Here is a 20184-nt window from a genome sequence, read left to right as displayed (position 1 = left end):
CCAGGTGATCTTTGCTGGAAAGCCGGTCCCCGGGGCAACAGGTTTTTCGGAAGAATCCCCTGCTGCCCCGGAGGTTCCGGTGACAAGCCTAAAGCGTGTGCTCGGGAGAGTTACTCGCCCTTGGCCTTCGCGATGATCTCCTCGGCGACGTTCCGCGGAACCTCGGCGTAGGAGTCGAACTGCATCGAGTAGCTGGCGCGACCCGAGGTCTTGCTGCGGAGGTCTCCGACGTAGCCGAACATCTCCGACAGCGGCACGAGGCCCTTCACGACGCGGGCGCCGTGACGCTCCTCCATGGCCTGGATCTGGCCACGGCGGGAGTTGATGTCGCCGATGACGTCGCCCATGTAGTCCTCGGGCGTGGTGACCTCAACGGCCATCATCGGCTCGAGGAGCACGGGGGACGCCTTGCGCGCGGCCTCCTTGAAGGCCTGCGAACCGGCGATCTTGAACGCGAGCTCGGAGGAGTCGACCTCGTGGAAGGCACCGTCGAGAAGCGTGACGCGGACGCCCGTCATCTCGTAGCCGGCCAGGATGCCGAACTGCATGGCCTCCTGCGCACCGGCGTCGACCGAAGGGATGTACTCCTTCGGCACGCGGCCGCCGGTGACCTTGTTCACGAACTCGTACGCCGGACCGTCGGTCTCGGTGATCGGCTCGATCGCGATCTGCACCTTGGCGAACTGACCGGTACCACCGGTCTGCTTCTTGTGCGTGTAGTCGTGGCGCTCGACCGCCTTGCGGATGGTCTCGCGGTACGCGACCTGCGGCTTGCCGACGTTGGCCTCGACCTTGAACTCGCGCTTCATGCGGTCGACGAGCACCTCGAGGTGCAGCTCGCCCATGCCGCCGAGGATGGTCTGGCCGGTCTCCTCGTCCGAGTGGACGTGGAAGGAGGGGTCCTCCTCCGCGAGACGCTGGATGGCGACACCCAGCTTCTCCTGGTCACCCTTGGACTTGGGCTCGATGGCGACCTGGATGACCGGGGCCGGGAAGTCCATGGACTCCAGGATGACCGGCTGCTTCTCGTCGCACAGCGTCTCACCGGTGGTGGTCTGCTTCAGGCCCATGACGGCGACGATGTCGCCGGCGCCCACCGAGTCGATCTCCTCACGCTTGTTCGCGTGCATGCGGTAGATCTTGCCGATGCGCTCCTTCTTGCCCTTGACGGAGTTCAGCACCGCGGTGCCGGCCTCCAGGCGGCCCGAGTAAACCCGGACGAAGGTGAGCTTGCCGAGGTGCGGGTCGCTCATGATCTTGAAGGCGAGCGCGGCGAGGGGCTCCTCGTCCGACGGCTTGCGCTTCACGACGGTCTCGGCGTCCTTGACGTCGTGGCCCTCGATGGCCTCGATGTCGAGCGGCGACGGCAGGTAGCGGACGACCGCGTCGAGCAGGGGCTGGACACCCTTGTTCTTGAACGCGGTACCGCAGAACACCGCGGTGATCGTCGAGCCATCGCCCTTGCCGGAGCCCAGGATGATGCGGCGCACGGCGGCGTGCAGCTGCTCCTCGGTCGGCTCCTCGCCGTTGAGGAAGAGCTCCATGATCTCGTCGTCGTTCTCGGCGACGGTCTCGACCAGCTTGCCGCGCCACTCTTCGGCGGCCTCGGTGTGCGTGTCGGGGATGTCGACGACGTCGTACATCTCGCCCTTGGTCGCCTCGGCGGACCAGACGAGCGCCTTCATGCGGACCAGGTCGACAACGCCCTGGAAGTCCGCCTCGGCACCGATCGGGAGCTGCATGACGATCGGAACCGCGCCCAGGCGGTCCTTGATCATGTCGACGCAGCGGTGGAACTCGGCGCCGGTGCGGTCGAGCTTGTTGACGAAGCAGATGCGCGGCACGCCGTAACGGTCGGCCTGACGCCACACCGTCTCGGACTGCGGCTCCACACCGGCGACACCGTCGAACACGGTGACGGCACCGTCGAGGACTCGGAGCGAACGCTCCACCTCGACCGTGAAGTCCACGTGGCCCGGGGTGTCGATGATGTTGATGGTGTGGTCGACGTCCTCGAGCGGCCAGTGGCAGGTCGTCGCGGCAGACGTGATCGTGATGCCGCGCTCCTGCTCCTGCTCCATCCAGTCCATCGTGGCAGCGCCGTCGTGGACCTCACCGATCTTGTAGGAGACACCGGTGTAGAACAGGATGCGCTCGGTGGTGGTCGTCTTGCCCGCGTCGATGTGGGCCATGATGCCGATGTTGCGCACCTTGGCCAGGTCAAGCGAAGTGGTAGCCATAAGGCTTCAGTCTTCTCTCGGTCTCGATGTGGGTTGCGACTACCAGCGGTAGTGCGCGAAGGCCTTGTTGGACTCGGCCATCTTGTGCGTGTCCTCGCGCTTCTTCACGGCCGCACCGAGGCCGTTCGAGGCGTCGAGGAGCTCGTTCATGAGGCGCTCGGTCATGGTCTTCTCGCGGCGGGCGCGGGAGTAGCCCACGAGCCAGCGCAGCGCGAGGGTCGACTGGCGACCCGGCTTGACCTCGACCGGAACCTGGTAGGTCGCACCACCGACGCGGCGGGACTTGACCTCGAGCGACGGCTTGACGTTCTCCAGCGCGCGCTTCAGCGTGATGACCGGGTCGTTGCCGGTCTTCTCGCGGAGGCCTTCCATGGCGCCGTAGACGATGCGCTCGGCGGTGGAGCGCTTGCCGTTCAGCAGGATCTTGTTGATCAGGGAGGTGACAAGAGGAGACTGGTAGACCGGGTCGATGATGACCGGGCGCTTCGGGGCGGGGCCCTTACGAGGCATTCTTACTTCTCCTTCTTGGCGCCGTAGCGGCTGCGGGCCTGCTTGCGGTTCTTGACAGCCTGGGTGTCAAGCGCACCGCGGATGATCTTGTAACGAACACCCGGCAGGTCCTTCACACGGCCACCACGCACGAGCACGATCGAGTGCTCCTGCAGGTTGTGTCCCTCACCCGGAATGTAAGCGGTGACCTCGATGCCGGAGGTCAGACGCACACGCGCGACCTTGCGGAGCGCCGAGTTCGGCTTCTTCGGGGTGGTCGTGAACACACGCGTGCAGACGCCGCGGCGCTGGGGCGAAGCCTCGAGCGCGGGCGTCTTCGTCTTCTCGACCTTGTCCTGCCGGCCCTTCCGGACCAGCTGCTGGATCGTAGGCACTACTTCTCCGGTTTCTGTGTGCCGTGTAGTGAAGCTAACCTGGAACGTTCCCCGACCCACGCGGTCGGGTGTGTCGGATCCGGCAGACCCCCGCGCAAGCGCGGGAGGACGTGGATCGCGGCGGCTTGTGCGGCCCGCGTGCGGTTGATGGACACGCACGGGAGCCCAGGCACACCCCAGGCACAAGGTCTGAGCGTACCCACCCCATCCACTCCGGTCAAAACAAAGGCCCCGCGGTCCCCGCGCCTGCGGGCCCGCGGCCCGTGTCCCGCCTGGCCTGCGGCCTCCCGGGCGGCGCCGGGCGCGGGGGTGTGGTATGGGCCGGCCGACCCGCGGCGGCCCCCGCGCCCGTCCCCGCGCCCGTCCCCGGCCGGTCCCCGCGGCCGTCCGGCCGGACCCCGGCGGACCACTACACTGCCGACCGATTCCCCCCGAAAGGCACGACCAGCAGGGAGCGCGACATTGCGGACGGTCACCCCGGAGCCGACGGCAGCGGACAGCCCGGCCCGGCCCCCGGCCGCCGCCCGCAGGCCCCCGGTCCTCGCCCGCCTCCGCGCCCCGCTGACGGCCTTCCTGCTGACCGCGGCCGCCGTCTGCACGGCCTGGGCCGCCCGGGGCGCCTTCCCGTTCGGCAGCCTGGGCCGGGCCGTCAACGACCAGGCCAACCAGTACGTACCGTTCCACCGCGGACTGTGGGACCTCGTCCACGGGGAGGCCGCGGGCGACCTGCTGTTCACCTGGCGCGGCGGCTTCGGACAGCAGTTCCTCTCCGACTACCACACCTACCTCGGGAACCCGTTCTCCTGGGCGGCCGTCCTCGTCTCCCGCGGCAACGTCGACCTCGCCGTCTTCGCGGTCACCCCGCTGACCAGCGGCACAGCCGCCGCGGCCATGGCGGTCTACCTCGGCCGGCTCCGCCCCGGCCCCTGGTGGCAGCGGGGCGTCCTCGGCGCCTGCTACGGGCTGTGCGGCTGGGCCCTCAGCGACGCCTCGTACATCCCCATGTGGCTGTGGGGCCTCGTCGCCCTGCCGCTGCTCGGCATCGCCGTCGAGTGGTGCATCCAGGAGCGCCGCTGGCCCGGCGCCGCGCTGCTCGTCGCGCTCGCCTGGCTGGGCAACTTCTACACCGCGATGATGGCGACGACGGCCGCCTGCGTGCTCCTCGCCGTCCGCCTGGCCACCCTCCACACGACCGGCCGGCAGCGGATGCGCGCGCTGGGGCGCGCCGCCACCGCCGCGGCGACCGGGATCCTGCTGACCCTGCCCCTGCTGCTGCCGTCGTTCCTGTCGAGCGGGGCGGCCCAGCCGACCAAGGCCGCGGCGTTCCAGCCCGTGGGACTGGACGTCCTGCTCTCCGGGATGCTGCCGGCCACGCACCTGTGGGGCGGCCGCCCCCGGCTGTACGTCGCCTCGCTCGGCACGGTCCTGGCCCTGACGTTCCTCTTCCACCCGGCGATCGCCCGCCGCACCCGCCTGGTGTGGGGCGCCGCGACCGTGCTGGTCCTCGCCTCCTTCCAGTTCCCTCCCACCCAGTACGTCTGGCACGGCCTCGCGGTGCCCAACGGCAACCCGTACCGCGAGACGTTCGTCTTCAGCGCCCTGCTGGTGGTCCTGGCCTGGCTCGCCCTGGCCCACCGCCCCCGCCCGCTGCACGCCGCGGCGGCGGCCGCCGTGCTCGCCGCAGCCGCGTTCCTGCTGCGCCACACCGACGACTTCGGCGGCTGGACGTGGCCCGCCGTCCTGGGCGGCGGCGCCCTGTCCGTCCTCGCCGTGGTCCTGCTCCACCACGGCGCGAGGCACCGCCTCCTCATCCCTGCGGCGGCCGTCCTGATGGCCGGCCTGGTCTTCGCCGAGTCCGCGGCGGCCGCCTGGAACGCCGACTTCCGCCGCGCGCGGGAGCGCTGGGCCAAGCCCGCCGCCACCTCGGGCCGCTCGATCGCCGCGCACACCGAAGCCGTCCGCGGGGTGAACGGCTGGCCCGCGTACCGGACCGACTCCGGCGCGCCGCAGACCTCGTACAACGACGCGCTCGCGCTGCGCGCCGAGGGCCCGCAGTACTACAGCAGCTACTTCCCCGAGGCCACGTACAAGGCGCTGGAGCCCCTCGGCTACGGCTTCAAGAACGACGGCCGGACCTTCTTCGGCGCGGACAACCCCGTCCTCGACGCCGTCTTCGCCATCGGCGCCCGCGTCCGCCCCGGCCCCGCCGAGGGCACCTGGACGGCCTCCCGCTTCCCCGCTCCCCCGCTGGTGACGGTCCGCAGCGCCCCCTTCGCGTCCCCCAACCCCGCGGACACCGTGTACGCGCGCCAGGAGAACGCCCTCGGCGCGGCGGTCTACCGGGTCCCGGAGCCGACTGCGGACGGCACGCCGCACCAGCGGACGTACACCGCCCGCTGCACCCCGGGCTCTGAGGCATACTGGTACTCCCCGCGCCTCACCGGAACCCTCTCCCACCCCGGCGGGCAACGCCGGCTGGACGGCCGGACCACGGGCGTGGTCCGGCTCGGCCCGGTACCGGCGGACGGCACGCTCACCGCGATCGTCCGCACCCGGGGAAGGAACACCACGGCGGCGACGGTCCGCGAATCCCACCCGATCGGGTGCCTGGACCGGGCCGCCCTGGACGACGCGGTCGCCCGCCTCACCCGTACGGGCGCCACGGCGGTCCGCACCGGCGGCCACTCCCTCCGGGCCGACCTCCCGCCGGGCACCACGGGCACGGCGGTCGTCGCCACGACGGCGGTCCCCGGCTGGCAGTGCACCGCCGACGGCCGCCCCACCCCCCCGACCCCGTTCCACGGCCTCATGTCCCTCCGCCTCCCCGCGGACACCCGTACCCTCGCCTGCACGTACACCCCGCCGGGCCTCCGCCCGGGCCTGGCCGGCGCCACCCTGGCGGCCCTCGCCCTGACGGCAGCCGCCGCCCTCCCCCCACTCCGCCGCCGCCTCCGCAAGCGCGCGGACGGGTAGAAATCGCGCTGTTCCCGGACCGCGCGAAGCCGTTGTTGAGTACATTGACCGCCCTGATCACCAGGCGGGGGCGATGGCGATGGTCCATGGTGCGAGCACGACCGGCAACGAGGGAGGACTGGACGACCGGGTCCCCTTCCTCGCACGACTGGAGGAAGCGGACGGCGCCGCATTGCGGGCGCTCGGCCGCGAAGCGGTGTACCCGGCCCGCAGCACTCTGCTCCACCAGGACGAGCCGACCACCCATGTCCTCTTGCTCCTGCACGGCTGGACCAAGGTCACCGCCGCTCACCCCAACGGCTACCAGGCATTACTCGCGCTTCGCGGGCCGGGCGACATCATCGGGGAGTCCGCCGCCCTCACCCGACGCCCCCGTTCGGCGACCGTGACCGCCTTGGAGCCCGTCCGCGCCGTCGTGATCGAGCACGAGACCTTCCGCTCCTTCCTCGGCCGCTTTCCCGATGTCGCGTTGCAGCTCCTGGCCCTGGCCTCTGACCGCACTCGGGCGGCGGACCGGCGCAACCTCCAGTTCGCGTCCATGCCCGTCCGGGAGCGGCTCGCGGTCCTCCTGCTGGATCTCGCCCGTATCCACGGCAGGCGCACGGCGGCAGGAGTCGAGGTGTCCGTCCCGCTCACGAAGCAGGAGCTCGCGGGTGCCGTAAGTGCCTCCCGCGAAATGGTGCAGCGGGAGCTCAAGAGTCTGCGGGACAGAGGCGTCATCAGTACCGGCCGTCGGACGCTGGTCCTCGTCCGGCCGGACGTACTGCACCGGATCGCCCAAGCGGAGCCGCCGAGCCCCTAGGCAGCGGCTCCCGATGTGCCCCGTCAGTGCACACGGTCACATTCAGCTGCGTCATCCGCCCTCACCTCATCCCGTCCGTGTCCCCGACGCTGCTGCCATGACACGGCCCGAACCCCTCTCCCGCACATTCCTCCTCATCGACACCGAGCGCTTCAGCGACCGCGACGACGTCCAGCAGGGCTACCTCCGGCGCATGCTCTTCGGAATCGTCGACCGCACCCTGCTCGCCGCGGGCGCCGACCACAGCCTGCGCCGGCGGGAGGACCGCGGTGACGCGGTCATGGAACTGATCGACCCGTCCGTGCCGCTGACCGACATCCTTCGAGCCCTGCTCCGGGACGCCCCCGCCGAGGTGCGGGCCGTGAACCGGCTGGCAGCCCGGTCGGCGCAGATTCGGCTCAGGGCCGTTCTCGCCCACGGGTTCGTCCACATCGACGAATTCGACGGCTGGGTCGGAACGGACCTGAACAACGCCTGCCGGCTCCTCGACGGCGAACCGCTGCGAGAGGCCCTGCGCGACAGCCGGTACGACTACGCGCTGTGCGTGTCGCCGTCCGTCTACTCGGGCGTTGTGGCGCACGAGCACGTCGGCATTCCGAAGGACGAGTTCCACCAGGTGTCCGTCCCCACCAAGAACGGACCGATGGAAGCGTGGCTGTACGGCCCCCTCCGCTCCGCGGCAGCCGTCCCGCCCCCATCGGCGGCCCGGCCGCCGTCCCCTGAGAGCGCCCCGGGCGGATTCGAGTTTCGGGGCACCAACCACGGGGTCGTCGCCCAGCACGTTCAGGGCGGCATCACCTTCGGACCCTCAGGTGAGCGTCCGTGAGCGGGCAGGTGGCGGAGAAGGCACCGGACCCTGCTGCCGAAGGCCAGGCTGACGGCGGCGGCACCGCCGACTCCGAACAGCCGGCCCAGGAGCCCTGGGCGGCCCGCCGCGACCTGGACGCCCACGCGCCCAAGTTCGACTTCCGGGGCGTCAACCGCGGGGTCGCCGCCCAACACGTCATCGGCGACATCATCACCGGCGGCAAGGTCGAACACCACTACACCTTCGGCGGTTTCCGCAACGAGCCGGTCGCGGGCGAGATCCCGGCGGAGACGCTGGAGCGTCTCGCCGAGGACTTCGTTCCCGAGGGCACCGTCTTCGAAGAGCTCTTGGAAAGGCTGCGGCATGAGCGGGTGATCGTCCTGATGGGCAACCCCTTCAGCGGCCGCCGCACCGCGGCCCTCATGCTCCTGCACCGTCTCGGTGCGCTGCCGGTCCGCGCGCTGGACCGTGACGTGCCGCCGAGCGAACTGAGCCTGCGGCTTGCGTCGGGCGACGGTGCCGTCGGGCATGTGCTGCTCGACCTCGAAATCTCCCGCGAGCAGCCGTTGCGAGAGGCCCACCTGCTCGCCTTGCGCGGCCGGATGCGTGAGCGGGGGGCGTACCTAGTGATCACGACCGAGGTGAGCCCGTACGTCGAGAGCACCGTGGCGCTGGCCACCTGGCGTCCTCCCGAGCCGGCTGCCGTTCTCGCCGCCCTGCTGCCCAAGCGCACCGGGGCGGACCGCGCCCGCGAGCTGCTGGTCCTCCCCGCCGTCGCCGAGTTCCTCTCGCGAGAGCGCCAGATCCGGGAGGTCGTCCGGTACGTGGCGGTCCTCGCGGAGGAAGACCGGGAGCGGATCGAACAGTACTCACTGCGGGCGCTGGAACAGCAGGTCCAGGAGTGGTTCGAAGAGGCCGAAACCCCGGTGCAACTGCGGGAGAAGGCCTTCCTGATCGCCCTGGCCGCCTTCGACAAAGGCCCGTACGCACTGACGGCAGAACTGAGCGACACCCTGTACAAAGCCCTGCGCAGCACCGGGGACGACACCTACCAGAAGCCGATCCCGGTCTTCGGCACCCACATCGGCAAGCGGCTGCAGAAGGCACGCGCCCACCGCTATCCCGCCGACGAGACGACCGAGTGGGGGCCTGTCACCCAGGTCAAGGCAGCCTTCCACGACGAGCGAGTGGCGCCCATGGTTCTCCGCGAGGTGTGGACCGGCCACCCTGCGGCACGTCCCGCACTGATCAAGTGGCTGAACGGGCTTGCCGTCGACGGCCGCCCATTCGTACGGACCCGGGCGGCAGCCGCCGTCGCCGTGCTCGCCCTCACCGACCTGCCGTCCGCCATGGCGCTCATCGTCGAACCGTGGGCCGGCGCGAAAGAGTCCCGGCGCCAGCTGACGGCAGTCAGCACCCTCGCACTGGCTCACCGGATCGGCGCCCCCAACATCCCGCGCATCGTCGACGTCTGGAGCACGAGCGTCCAGGACCCCAAGCGCTGCTGGGTCGGTGTCCGCGCACTGGGGCTGATCGGCCCCGAGCGTCCGGCTGAAGCCCTTGACGCCCTGCGAGCGCAGGCCCGGCACCAGTACGACAAGAAGCAGGCGCAGGGGCGGGTCGGAGCAGGCGACGAGCAGGTGGCGGATGAGCTTCCCCAGTCGGTGGCCCTCCTGCTGCTCTCCGAGGCGACGGATGCGGCCGTGACGACCCTGCTGCCCCAACTGGGGGGTCACCCCTCCGCACAGGCACTCGCTTTGGACGGCTTCCTCACCGCCTGTGAACGCCAGGATGCGGACTGGTGCCCTCCCATGCTCGACACCACGGCCCGGTCCGCCGTCGCCTCATCCGCCGTGTCCCGGTTCCTGCGGGCCGCCCTCAACGACCGCAGGACCAACGAGCGCGCCGAAGACGTCCTGCGCCAGTGGCTCCGTGCGGCGGACCGCAACCCGGCGACCGAGAGAGCACTCTCGGAACTGCTCCCCCTGCTCGTCGCCGGCCAGCGGGACGCAGCGCGCCTGGTCCACCTGCTCGACACCCTGCAGGGGCCGGACGGCGGCCCCCGCCCGGCGGTCGCCGAGCGCATGCACACCGCACTCACCCGTCCCCTCGCACACACCTGACAGGAGGCGCACATGGGGAGGCCGACGTACCACTCCACTGACTGGAGGCAGCAGGCCGACCGGCACACGCTGCTGGAGGACCCGGTCCTGGCCGTACACCAGATCGGCGTGCTGGGGCTGCCGGGCGGCCCACCGCCCGGCATCGATCAAGCCCTCGTCTACACCACGAGGGAGGGCGGTTTCGAGGTCTTCCACCCGCCCCACCGACCCCGGCGCGTCCTCCGCCGCTACACGGCCATGTACGAGGTTGACCTGGGCATTCACCCCGTGCGCACCCGCATCGCCCTGCCCAGCTCCCAGGACGCCCACGAGTTCGACGCCACCGTGGAACTCGACTGGCAAGTCACCGACCCAATCCGGTTCGTGCGCAGCGGGCACCGGAACGTCCCCCGCCTACTGCTGGGCGAACTGGAAGAGGCCGCCCGCCCGGCGACCCGCGGGTTTGCGATCACCGACAGCGCGGGCGCCGAGACCGCGGTGACGGCAGCCCTACGCGACGGCAAGCCGCTGGGTGAGCAGGCAGGGCTGCGTGCCGTCTGGAGCGTTCGGCTTCGCCGTGACCAGGAGAACATCGCCCACGCCCGACGCCTTCAGGCGATCGAACACGCCACCGCCGAGGAGATCCTGGCGCAGCAGAGCGGTGCTGCCGCCGACCTCGAAAAGGCCGCCCGCGAAGAGGCGCAGCACCGGCACCGACTGGCCATGCAGAAGTACGAGGCCCAGCGCATCGACTTCTACCGCGAGTACCTCGGCGCCGGCGGGGTCGACGCCTGGGCCCTGCACGTGGCGCAGCACCCGGAGGACTCGGCGAAGGCCATGCAGAGTCTGCGCGATGACCAGCGCGAGCGTCTTCGCGCCCAGATGAGCCTCATCAAGGAAATGCTGAACAAGACCGGTACCGAGCCGTTCGAACTCGAAGGCCCGCGACAGCGCGCTCTCGACGCGTTCAACGCCGTCTTCGGTCACGTCACCGATGAGCCGGACGTGGAGAAGCCTGCCGGTCCGGCCGCACGGGACGCCGTCGCCGAACCCGGGTCCCCGCCCCTTCCTCCGCAGCCGACGGCGGCGGACCTGTCTGCCTGGCTTCCCCCGTTGCCGCCGTTGCCTCCGGAGCCGCCCGCTTCTTCGAGTACGTCCCGATGAGCGCCGCGGACGACTCAGCGGCCCGCCTGCTGGCCGACCTCCGCGTCGAGATCGCCCGGGCCGACAGCAAGGCCGCCTTGCTCGTCGGGGCCCTGGGCATGACGGCAGGAGTGATCGGTGGGGAAGTGCCCGGACCACACCGCTCCCCCGGCTCCTTCTCGGCAGTCGGAATGACGCTGTGGTGGGCGGGAGCAGCAGCCCTCGGGCTGGCCCTGCTGGCTCTGCTGCTCGCCGTCATGCCGCGGTCGCTGCGCTCCGACTGGCATGAGGGAAGCCCGCTGGCCTACTTCGGCGACATATGGGCCGCGGACCGGCAAGGCCGACTCGCCGACGCTCTCGCCGACACCGATCGAGACCCCGGAAGCGCCGTACGCGCCGCCCTTGCCGCCAACAGCCTGATCGCAGTCCGCAAGCACCAGTGGATCCGGGTCGGCCTGGCGGCATACGGCTCCGGCGCACTGCTGCTCCCCACCGCCCTGTTCCTCGGCTGATCCACTCCTGGACCCGGAGACCTCGCATGGACGACACGCCCACACCGCCCGACGACCTCGCCCACATCAAACGCCCCGGTACGCGCGTCACCTACCGGGCCAGCCAGCGCCGTGCGGACCGGACCGTTTGGCTGGGCCTGGTTCTGCACCTTCCGTCACTGCTGGTCAGCATGGTCCTTGTAGGGGCGGCGGCAGCGGTGGTGGAACCCTGGCTGGGTGTTCCCGCCTGGCCGGCCGCCGTTCTCTGGGCGGCATCCGGAGTGCTGGCCTTCCACCGGCCGTCCGAGCGGCTCCTCGCTCGGCACGTACTCCGCCTGCACCACCCACTACCCGAAGAGTTCAGGATCCTGGCTCCCGTCTGGTACGAGGTCACGGCCCGCGCCGGAGTGGACGGCCGGCGGTACGAGCTGTGGGTGGAGGAAAGCGACGACCTGAACGCGTTCGCCGCCGCCGGCCACATCGTCGCCGTGACCAGGCGGGCGCTTCACGAGCTGCCGGCCTCCCGACTGGCCGCAGTCCTCGCACACGAGCTGGGACACCACACGAACGGACACGCATGGGCGGGGATGCTGGCCTGGTGGTACGCGGCTCCCTGGCGCCTGCTCCGACGTTCCCTCGACCGTGCCGCGCCTCCCTTGCTCAGGAGCGCGCGCGGGTGCTCCGTGGCCACCCTGGCCACGGTGGCGGTGATCACCGGGTACCTCGCTCTCGTCACGCTGCAGGCCACGTACGGGCTGCCGCTGCTCCTCGTGGCCGCGCCCTACCTGACGGCGGCGGTCCGCCGGCGGGCCGAGCTGCGAGCCGACGCGCATGCGGCCCGCCTCGGCTTCGGGCACCCGCTGGCCCTCACCCTGTACGAGCACATGAACGCCGAGGCGGCCGGCCCGCACCCCGCGGCGCCATCCGGTCTGGCCGCGCGGCTGCTGTCCGACCACCCCGACTACCGGACTCGGCTGCACCATCTCCAGGCACACCTATGAGCCGCAACGCGCCGCAGGGCGGCCACCCTCTCGGGTGACCGCCCTGCGGTTACTGCTCGTGTCCGACTCAGCCGTTGTACGGGCCGTAGTCGTAGTCCTCCAGCGGGACCGCCTGGCCGGAGCCGGTGCCGAAGGGCGAGTAGTCGATGTCGTCGTAGCCGACGGCCGAGTACATCGCGGCCTTCGCCTCCTCGGTCGGCTCGACCCGGATGTTGCGGTAGCGGGCGAGGCCCGTACCGGCCGGGATGAGCTTACCGATGATGACGTTCTCCTTGAGGCCGATGAGGCTGTCGGACTTGGCGTTGATCGCCGCGTCCGTCAGGACTCGGGTCGTCTCCTGGAAGGAGGCGGCCGACAGCCAGGACTCCGTCGCCAGCGAGGCCTTGGTGATACCCATCAGCTGCGGGCGGCCGGAGGCGGGGTGACCGCCCTCGGTGACCACACGACGGTTCTCGGTCTCGAAGCGAGAGCGCTCGACGAGCTCGCCCGGGAGCAGCTCCGCGTCGCCGGACTCGATGATCGTCACGCGGCGCAGCATCTGCCGGATGATGATCTCGATGTGCTTGTCGTGGATCGACACGCCCTGCGAGTTGTAGACCTTCTGGACCTCGCCGACCAGGTGCACCTGGACGGCGCGCTGGCCGAGGATGCGCAGCACGTCGTGCGGGTTGGTGGCACCCGCGGTGAGCTTCTGGCCCACCTCGACGTGGTCGCCCTCGTGGACGATGACCTTGGCGCGCTTCGAGATCGGGTACGCCGTCTCGTCGCTGCCGTCGTCCGGGGTGATGACGATCTTCTTGGTCTTCTCGGTCTCCTCGATCCGCACGCGGCCGGCGGCCTCGGAGATCGGGGCGACACCCTTCGGGGTACGGGCCTCGAAGAGCTCGACGACACGCGGCAGACCCTGGGTGATGTCGTCACCGGCCACACCACCGGTGTGGAAGGTACGCATCGTCAGCTGGGTGCCGGGCTCACCGATGGACTGGGCGGCGATGATGCCGACCGCCTCGCCGATGTCGACCAGCTTGCCGGTGGCCAGCGAGCGGCCGTAGCAGAAGGCACAGGTGCCCACCGCGGACTCGCAGGTCAGGACGGAGCGGGTCTTGACCTCCTCGACGCCGTTGGCGACGAGGGCGTCGATCAGGACGTCGCCCAGGTCGACGTTGGCCGGCGCGATGACCTTGCCGTCGACGACCACGTCCTCCGCCAGCATGCGGGCGTAGACCGAGGTCTCGACGTCGTCGGCCTTGCGCAGGACGCCGTCCTCGCCGCGCGACGCGATCCTCAGCTTCAGGCCGCGGTCGGTGCCGCAGTCCTCCTCGCGGATGATCACGTCCTGCGAGACGTCCACCAGACGACGGGTCAGGTAACCCGAGTCGGCGGTACGCAGGGCGGTGTCGGCCAGACCCTTACGGGCACCGTGGGTCGAGATGAAGTACTCGAGCACGGACAGGCCCTCGCGGAACGAGGCCTTGATCGGACGCGGGATGGTCTCGTTCTTCGCGTTCGACACCAGACCACGCATACCGGCGATCTGCCTCATCTGCATCATGTTTCCTCGGGCACCCGAGTCAACCATCATGAAGATGGGGTTGGTCTTGGGGAAGTTCGCGTTCATCGCCTCGGCGACCTCGTTGGTCGCCTTGGTCCAGATCGCGATGAGCTCCTGCGTGCGCTCGTCCTTGGTGATCAGACCGCGCTCGTACTGCTTCTGGACCTTCTCGTCCTGGGCCTCGTAGCCCGCGACGATCTCCTTCTTGGCCTCGGGGACCACGACGTCGGAGATGGCCACGGTGACGCCGGAACGGGTCGCCCAGTGGAAGCCGGCCGCCTTCAGGTTGTCGAGCGTCGCCGCCACGATGACCTTGGGGTAGCGCTCGGCCAGGTCGTTGACGATCTCGGAGAGCTGCTTCTTGCCCACCGAGTAGTCGACGAACGGGTAGTCCTCGGGCAGCAGCTCGTTGAAGAGCGCACGGCCCAGCGTGGTCTTCAGGCGGAAGCTGTCGCCCGGCTGGAACTCCTGCTCGCCCTCCTCGGCGACCGGCGGGACCCAGCCGCGCGGCGGGATGGTGCCCACCGGGAAGCGGATGTCCACCGACGCCTGGAGCGACAGCTCGCCGGCGTCGAACGCCATGATCGCCTCGGCCGTGGAGCCGAAGGCGCGGCCCTCGCCCTTGACGTCGCGGAGCTCGCCGTCCGTGGTCAGGAAGAACAGACCGAGGACCATGTCCTGGGTCGGCATCGTGACCGGGCGGCCGTCGGCCGGCTTGAGGATGTTGTTCGAGGAGAGCATCAGGATGCGCGCCTCGGCCTGCGCCTCCGCGGAGAGCGGCAGGTGGACGGCCATCTGGTCACCGTCGAAGTCCGCGTTGAACGCGGTGCAGACGAGCGGGTGGATCTGGATGGCCTTGCCCTCGACCAGCTGCGGCTCGAAGGCCTGGATGCCGAGGCGGTGCAGCGTGGGCGCACGGTTCAGCAGCACCGGGTGCTCGGCGATGACCTCTTCGAGGACGTCGTACACGACGGTGCGGCCGCGCTCGACCATGCGCTTCGCCGACTTGATGTTCTGCGCGTGGTTCAGGTCGACCAGGCGCTTCATCACGAACGGCTTGAAGAGCTCCAGCGCCATGGCCTTGGGCAGACCGCACTGGTGCAGCTTCAGCTGCGGGCCGACGACGATGACGGAACGCGCCGAGTAGTCGACTCGCTTGCCGAGCAGGTTCTGGCGGAAGCGGCCCTGCTTGCCCTTGAGCATGTCGGACAGCGACTTCAGCGGACGGTTGCCGGGGCCCGTGACCGGGCGGCCGCGGCGGCCGTTGTCGAAGAGCGCGTCGACGGCCTCCTGGAGCATGCGCTTCTCGTTGTTCACGATGATCTCGGGGGCACCGAGGTCGAGGAGGCGCTTCAGGCGGTTGTTGCGGTTGATGACGCGGCGGTACAGGTCGTTCAGGTCGGAGGTCGCGAAGCGGCCACCGTCCAGCTGCACCATCGGACGCAGGTCCGGCGGGATGACCGGCACGCAGTCCAGCACCATGCCCTTGGGGCTGTTGCTGGTCTGCAGGAACGCGGAGACGACCTTGAGGCGCTTGAGCGCACGGGTCTTCTTCTGGCCCTTGCCGGTGCGGATGATCTCGCGGAGGCGCTCGGCCTCCTCCTCCAGGTCGAAGGACTCCAGGCGCTTCTGCAGCGCCGCGGCACCCATCGAGCCGTCGAAGTACGTGCCGAAGCGGTCGCGCAGCTCGCGGTAGAGCAGCTCGTCGCCCTCGAGGTCCTGGACCTTGAGGTTCTTGAAGCGGTTCCACACCTCGTCGAGGCGGTCGATCTCGCGCTGCGCGCGGTCGCGGAGCTGCTTCATCTCGCGCTCGGCGCCCTCGCGCACCTTGCGGCGCACGTCGGCCTTGGCGCCCTCGGCCTCCAGCTCGGCCAGGTCGGACTCGAGCTTCTTGGCCCGGCCTTCCAGGTCGGCGTCGCGGCGGTTCTCGATCTGCTGGCGCTCGACGGAGACGTGGGCCTCCAGCGACGGCAGGTCGCGCTGGCGGCGCTCGTCGTCGACGAACGTGATCATGTACGCGGCGAAGTAGATGACCTTCTCGAGGTCCTTCGGCGCGAGGTCCAGCAGGTAGCCCAGGCGCGACGGGACGCCCTTGAAGTACCAGATGTGGGTGACGGGGGCGGCGAGCTCGATGTGGCCCATCCGCTCGCGGCGCACCTTGGCGCGCGTGACCTCGACGCCACAGCGCTCACAGATGATGCCCTTGAAGCGGACACGCTTGTACTTGCCGCAGTAGCACTCCCAGTCCCGGGTGGGGCCGAAGATCTTCTCGCAGAAGAGTCCGTCCTTCTCGGGCTTCAGGGTGCGGTAGTTGATGGTCTCCGGCTTCTTGACCTCGCCGTGGGACCAGGTACGGATGTCGTCCGCGGTGGCAAGGCCGATCCGCAGCTCGTCGAAGAAGTTGACGTCGAGCACTGTGCGTCAATCCCTCTTTCGGGGTCGTGTCTCAATCATGGTCTGAACGGTCCCGGGGACGGCCGGGGCTCTTCGCGGGAGCCCCGGCCAGGCCCGTCAGACCTCTTCGACGCTGCTCGGCTCGCGCCGGGACAGGTCGATACCGAGCTCCTCCGCCGCGCGGAAGACGTCCTCGTCGGTGTCGCGCATCTCGATGGACATGCCGTCCGAGGACAGCACCTCCACGTTGAGGCAGAGCGACTGCATTTCCTTGATGAGCACCTTGAAGGACTCGGGAATGCCCGGCTCGGGGATGTTCTCGCCCTTGACGATGGCCTCGTAGACCTTCACGCGGCCGGTGACGTCGTCGGACTTGATGGTCAGCAGCTCCTGGAGGGCGTAGGCGGCGCCGTACGCCTCGAGCGCCCACACCTCCATCTCACCGAAGCGCTGGCCACCGAACTGCGCCTTACCACCCAGCGGCTGCTGCGTGATCATCGAGTACGGACCGGTCGAACGGGCGTGGAGCTTGTCGTCGACCAGGTGGTGGAGCTTGAGGATGTACATGTACCCGACCGAGATCGGGTCCGGGAACGGCTCGCCGGAGCGGCCGTCGAACAGGCGCGCCTTGCCGGACGGGAGGACCAGGCGGTCGCCGTCGCGGTTCGGGATGGTGTGCTCGAACAGGCCGGCGAGTTCGTCCTCGCGGGCGCCGTCGAACACGGGGGTGGCGACGTTGGTGCCGGGCTCGACGCGGTCGGCGCCGATGGCCTTCAGTCGCTCGGCCCACTCCTCCGCCAGGCCGGAGACGTCCCAGCCGCGGCTGGCGAGCCAGCCGAGGTGGATCTCCAGGACCTGTCCCGGGTTCATTCGGGACGGGACACCCAGCGGGTTCAGGATGATGTCGACCGGGGTGCCGTCCTCGAGGAAGGGCATGTCCTCGATCGGGAGGATCTTGGAGATGACACCCTTGTTGCCGTGGCGGCCGGCGAGCTTGTCACCGTCGGTGATCTTGCGCTTCTGGGCGACGTAGACGCGGACCAGCTGGTTCACGCCCGGGGGAAGCTCGTCGCCCTCCTCGCGGTCGAAGACGCGGACGCCGATGACCTTGCCGATCTCGCCGTGCGGGACCTTCAGGGAGGTGTCGCGCACCTCGCGCGCCTTCTCACCGAAGATCGCGCGGAGCAGGCGCTCCTCGGGGGTCAGCTCGGTCTCGCCCTTCGGGGTGACCTTGCCGACCAGGATGTCGCCGGCGACGACGTCCGCACCGATGCGGATGATGCCGCGCTCGTCGAGGTCGGCGAGGACCTCCTCGGAGACGTTCGGGATGTCCCGGGTGATCTCCTCGGGGCCCAGCTTGGTGTCGCGGGCGTCGACCTCGTGCTCCTCGATGTGGATCGAGGAGAGGACGTCGTCCTGCACGAGGCGCTGCGACAGGATGATCGCGTCCTCGTAGTTGTGGCCCTCCCACGGCATGAACGCGACGAGCAGGTTCTTGCCCAGCGCCATCTCGCCGTTCTCGGTGGCCGGGCCGTCGGCGAGGACCTGGGCCTCGACGACGCGGTCGCCCTCGTTGACGATGACCTTCTGGTTGACCGAGGTGCCCTGGTTGGAGCGGGAGAACTTCGCGACGCGGTACGTGGTGTACGTGCCGTCGTCGTTGGCGACGGTGATGTAGTCGGCCGAGACCTCCTGGACGACACCGTCCTTCTCCGCCTTGATCGAGTCGCCGGCGTCGACGGCGCAGCGGTACTCCATGCCGGTGCCGACGAGCGGCGCCTCCGCCTTGATGAGCGGAACGGCCTGGCGCATCATGTTCGCGCCCATGAGGGCGCGGTTGGCGTCGTCGTGCTCGAGGAACGGGATCATCGCGGTGGCGACGGACACCATCTGGCGCGGGGAGACGTCCATGTAGTCGACGTCCGTGCCGGGCACGTAGTCGACCTCGCCGCCGCGGCGGCGGACCAGGACGCGGCCCTCCTCGAAGCGCAGGTTCTCGTCCAGGCGCGCGTTGGCCTGGGCGATGACGAAGCGGTCCTCCTCGTCGGCGGTCAGGTAGTCGACCTCGTCGGTCACCTGGGCGTCGACGACCTTGCGGTACGGCGTCTCGACGAAGCCGAACGCGTTGACGCGGCCGTAGGAGGCCAGCGAGCCGATCAGACCGATGTTCGGGCCTTCGGGGGTCTCGATCGGGCACATGCGTCCGTAGTGGGACGGGTGCACGTCGCGGACCTCGAAGCCGGCCCGCTCACGGCTCAGACCGCCGGGGCCGAGCGCGGAGAGGCGGCGCTTGTGGGTCAGACCAGAGAGCGGGTTGTTCTGGTCCATGAACTGCGACAGCTGGCTGGTGCCGAAGAACTCCTTGATGGAGGCGACGACCGGCCGGATGTTGATCAGGGTCTGCGGCGTGATCGCCTCGACGTCCTGGGTGGTCATGCGCTCGCGGACGACGCGCTCCATGCGGGCCAGGCCGGTGCGGACCTGGTTCTGGATGAGCTCGCCGACGTTGCGCAGGCGGCGGTTGCCGAAGTGGTCGATGTCGTCGGTCTCGACGACGATCGAACGGCCGGACTCGCCGATGGTCTCGGTCTCGCCCGCGTGGAGCTTCACGAGGTACTTGATCGTCGCGATGATGTCGTCGACGGTCAGGACGCCGGCGTCGAGCGGCTCGTCGGCGCCGAGCTTCTTGTTGACCTTGTAGCGGCCGACCTTCGCGAGGTCGTAGCGCTTGGGGTTGAAGTAGAGGTTCTCGAGCAGCGTCTGCGCGGCCTCACGGGTCGGCGGCTCGCCCGGACGCAGCTTGCGGTAGATGTCGAGCAGCGCGTCGTCCTGGCCCTGGGTGTGGTCCTTCTCCAGGGTGGCGCGCATGGACTCGTACTCGCCGAACTCCTCGAGGATCTGCTCGGTGGTCCAGCCGAGGGCCTTGAGGAGGACGGTCACGGACTGCTTGCGCTTGCGGTCGATGCGGACACCGACCATGTCGCGCTTGTCGACCTCCATCTCCAGCCAGGCACCCCGGGAAGGGATGATCTTGGCGGAGAAGATGTCCTTGTCGGACGTCTTGTCGATGGAGGAGTCGAAGTAGACGCCGGGGGAGCGCACCAGCTGCGACACCACGACACGCTCGGTGCCGTTGATGACGAAGGTGCCCTTGTTGGTCATGAGCGGGAAGTCGCCCATGAAGACCGTCTGAGACTTGATCTCACCGGTCTCGTTGTTCGTGAACTCGGCGGTGACGAAGAGCGGCGCCGCGTACGTGAAGTCGCGCTCCTTGCACTCGTCGACGGAGTTCTTCGCCGGCTCGAACCGGTGGTCGCGGAAGGTCAGCGACATCGACCCGGAGAAGTCCTCGATCGGCGAGATCTCCTCGAAGATCTCTTCCAGACCGGACTTGGTGGGGACATCGAGTCCACTCTCGAGCGCCGACTCGACGCGAGACTTCCAGGCGGCGTTGCCGAGCAGCCAGTCAAAGCTCTCGGTCTGCAGCGCCAGGAGGTTCGGAACCTCGAGCGGCTCCTTGATCTTTGCAAAGGAGATGCGCAGCGGGGCGGTGCTGGCACCGTTGTTCGTATTGGTCGAGGCGTTGCGCGAGGCGGCCAAGAGGGGGTCCTTCCGAGGGCTCGGACTCACTACGCGCGTACCGGTCCCAGCTGACACATAGACCAAAACCCCAGGTCAGGGCGTATCAATCGTGTGTGCTCAAGCGTGGGCATGCCCCTGGCGACGGGCAGGGGGCAGCTAACAGGCAGCGCAAAGGGTCAGTGTAGCCACTCGGCTCACTGATGTCCAGACCA

General features: G+C 69.6%; 12 protein-coding genes. 7 read left to right on the top strand and 5 right to left on the bottom strand.

Features of this window, described 5'->3' with window-relative positions:
* Positions 1-110: 110 nt before the first annotated feature.
* The 3 genes from fusA to rpsL are packed head-to-tail and all read right to left on the bottom strand — an operon-like array spanning position 111 to position 3124.
* A complete protein-coding gene (fusA, locus tag IE170_RS04605; protein WP_189808014.1) occupies positions 111-2240 on the bottom strand; it encodes an elongation factor G in 2130 nt (709 codons plus the stop codon).
* Between the two features lie 39 nt (positions 2241-2279).
* Positions 2280-2750, bottom strand: a complete 471-nt coding sequence (rpsG, locus tag IE170_RS04600; RefSeq protein ID WP_114053724.1) for a 30S ribosomal protein S7 — start codon at positions 2748-2750, stop codon at positions 2280-2282.
* Between the two features lie 2 nt (positions 2751-2752).
* The gene (rpsL, locus tag IE170_RS04595; RefSeq protein ID WP_007265893.1) at positions 2753-3124 is read right to left on the bottom strand and encodes a 30S ribosomal protein S12; all 372 of its coding nucleotides are present in this window, start codon (positions 3122-3124) and stop codon (positions 2753-2755) included.
* A 462-nt stretch (positions 3125-3586) separates the two neighbouring features.
* Between rpsL and IE170_RS04590 the strand changes: the two genes are divergently transcribed.
* From IE170_RS04590 to IE170_RS04560, 7 genes are all read left to right on the top strand, one after another.
* Entirely contained in the window at positions 3587-6097 is a 2511-nt protein-coding gene (locus tag IE170_RS04590) for a YfhO family protein (RefSeq protein ID WP_223856160.1), read from the top strand.
* A gap of 79 nt (positions 6098-6176) precedes the next feature.
* Positions 6177-6899: a Crp/Fnr family transcriptional regulator gene (locus IE170_RS04585; protein ID WP_189808211.1), complete on the top strand. Its 723-nt coding sequence runs from the start codon at positions 6177-6179 to the stop codon at positions 6897-6899.
* A 97-nt stretch (positions 6900-6996) separates the two neighbouring features.
* Positions 6997-7725: a hypothetical protein gene (locus tag IE170_RS04580; RefSeq protein WP_189808013.1), complete on the top strand. Its 729-nt coding sequence runs from the start codon at positions 6997-6999 to the stop codon at positions 7723-7725.
* Positions 7722-9830, top strand: coding sequence for a hypothetical protein (locus IE170_RS04575; protein WP_189808012.1), 2109 nt, complete (start codon positions 7722-7724; stop codon positions 9828-9830). Before IE170_RS04580 ends, IE170_RS04575 begins: the two co-directional genes overlap by 4 nt.
* Before the next feature lie 12 nt (positions 9831-9842).
* Positions 9843-10973, top strand: coding sequence for a hypothetical protein (locus tag IE170_RS04570; RefSeq protein WP_189808011.1), 1131 nt, complete (start codon positions 9843-9845; stop codon positions 10971-10973).
* The gene (locus IE170_RS04565; RefSeq protein ID WP_189808010.1) at positions 10970-11464 is read left to right on the top strand and encodes a Pycsar system effector family protein; all 495 of its coding nucleotides are present in this window, start codon (positions 10970-10972) and stop codon (positions 11462-11464) included. The genes IE170_RS04570 and IE170_RS04565 overlap by 4 nt, the downstream gene beginning before the upstream one ends.
* A 26-nt stretch (positions 11465-11490) precedes the next feature.
* Entirely contained in the window at positions 11491-12444 is a 954-nt protein-coding gene (locus tag IE170_RS04560; RefSeq protein WP_189808009.1) for a M48 family metalloprotease, read from the top strand.
* 67 nt (positions 12445-12511) lie between these two features.
* Here IE170_RS04560 and IE170_RS04555 read toward each other — a convergent pair whose 3' ends face one another.
* Together IE170_RS04555 and rpoB are read right to left on the bottom strand one after the other, a co-directional pair.
* Positions 12512-16411: a DNA-directed RNA polymerase subunit beta' gene (locus IE170_RS04555; RefSeq protein WP_189808008.1), complete on the bottom strand. Its 3900-nt coding sequence runs from the start codon at positions 16409-16411 to the stop codon at positions 12512-12514.
* A 96-nt stretch (positions 16412-16507) separates the two neighbouring features.
* On the bottom strand, positions 16508-19990 hold the full coding sequence (rpoB, locus tag IE170_RS04550; RefSeq protein WP_189808007.1) for a DNA-directed RNA polymerase subunit beta: 3483 nt from the start codon (positions 19988-19990) through the stop codon (positions 16508-16510).
* Positions 19991-20184: the final 194 nt, after the last annotated feature.

The organism is Streptomyces toxytricini, assembly GCF_014649915.1.
Taxonomy (GTDB): domain Bacteria; phylum Actinomycetota; class Actinomycetes; order Streptomycetales; family Streptomycetaceae; genus Streptomyces; species Streptomyces toxytricini.
Note: the sequence above shows the minus strand (reverse complement) of the source record. Positions and strands in the feature narration are given on the sequence as shown.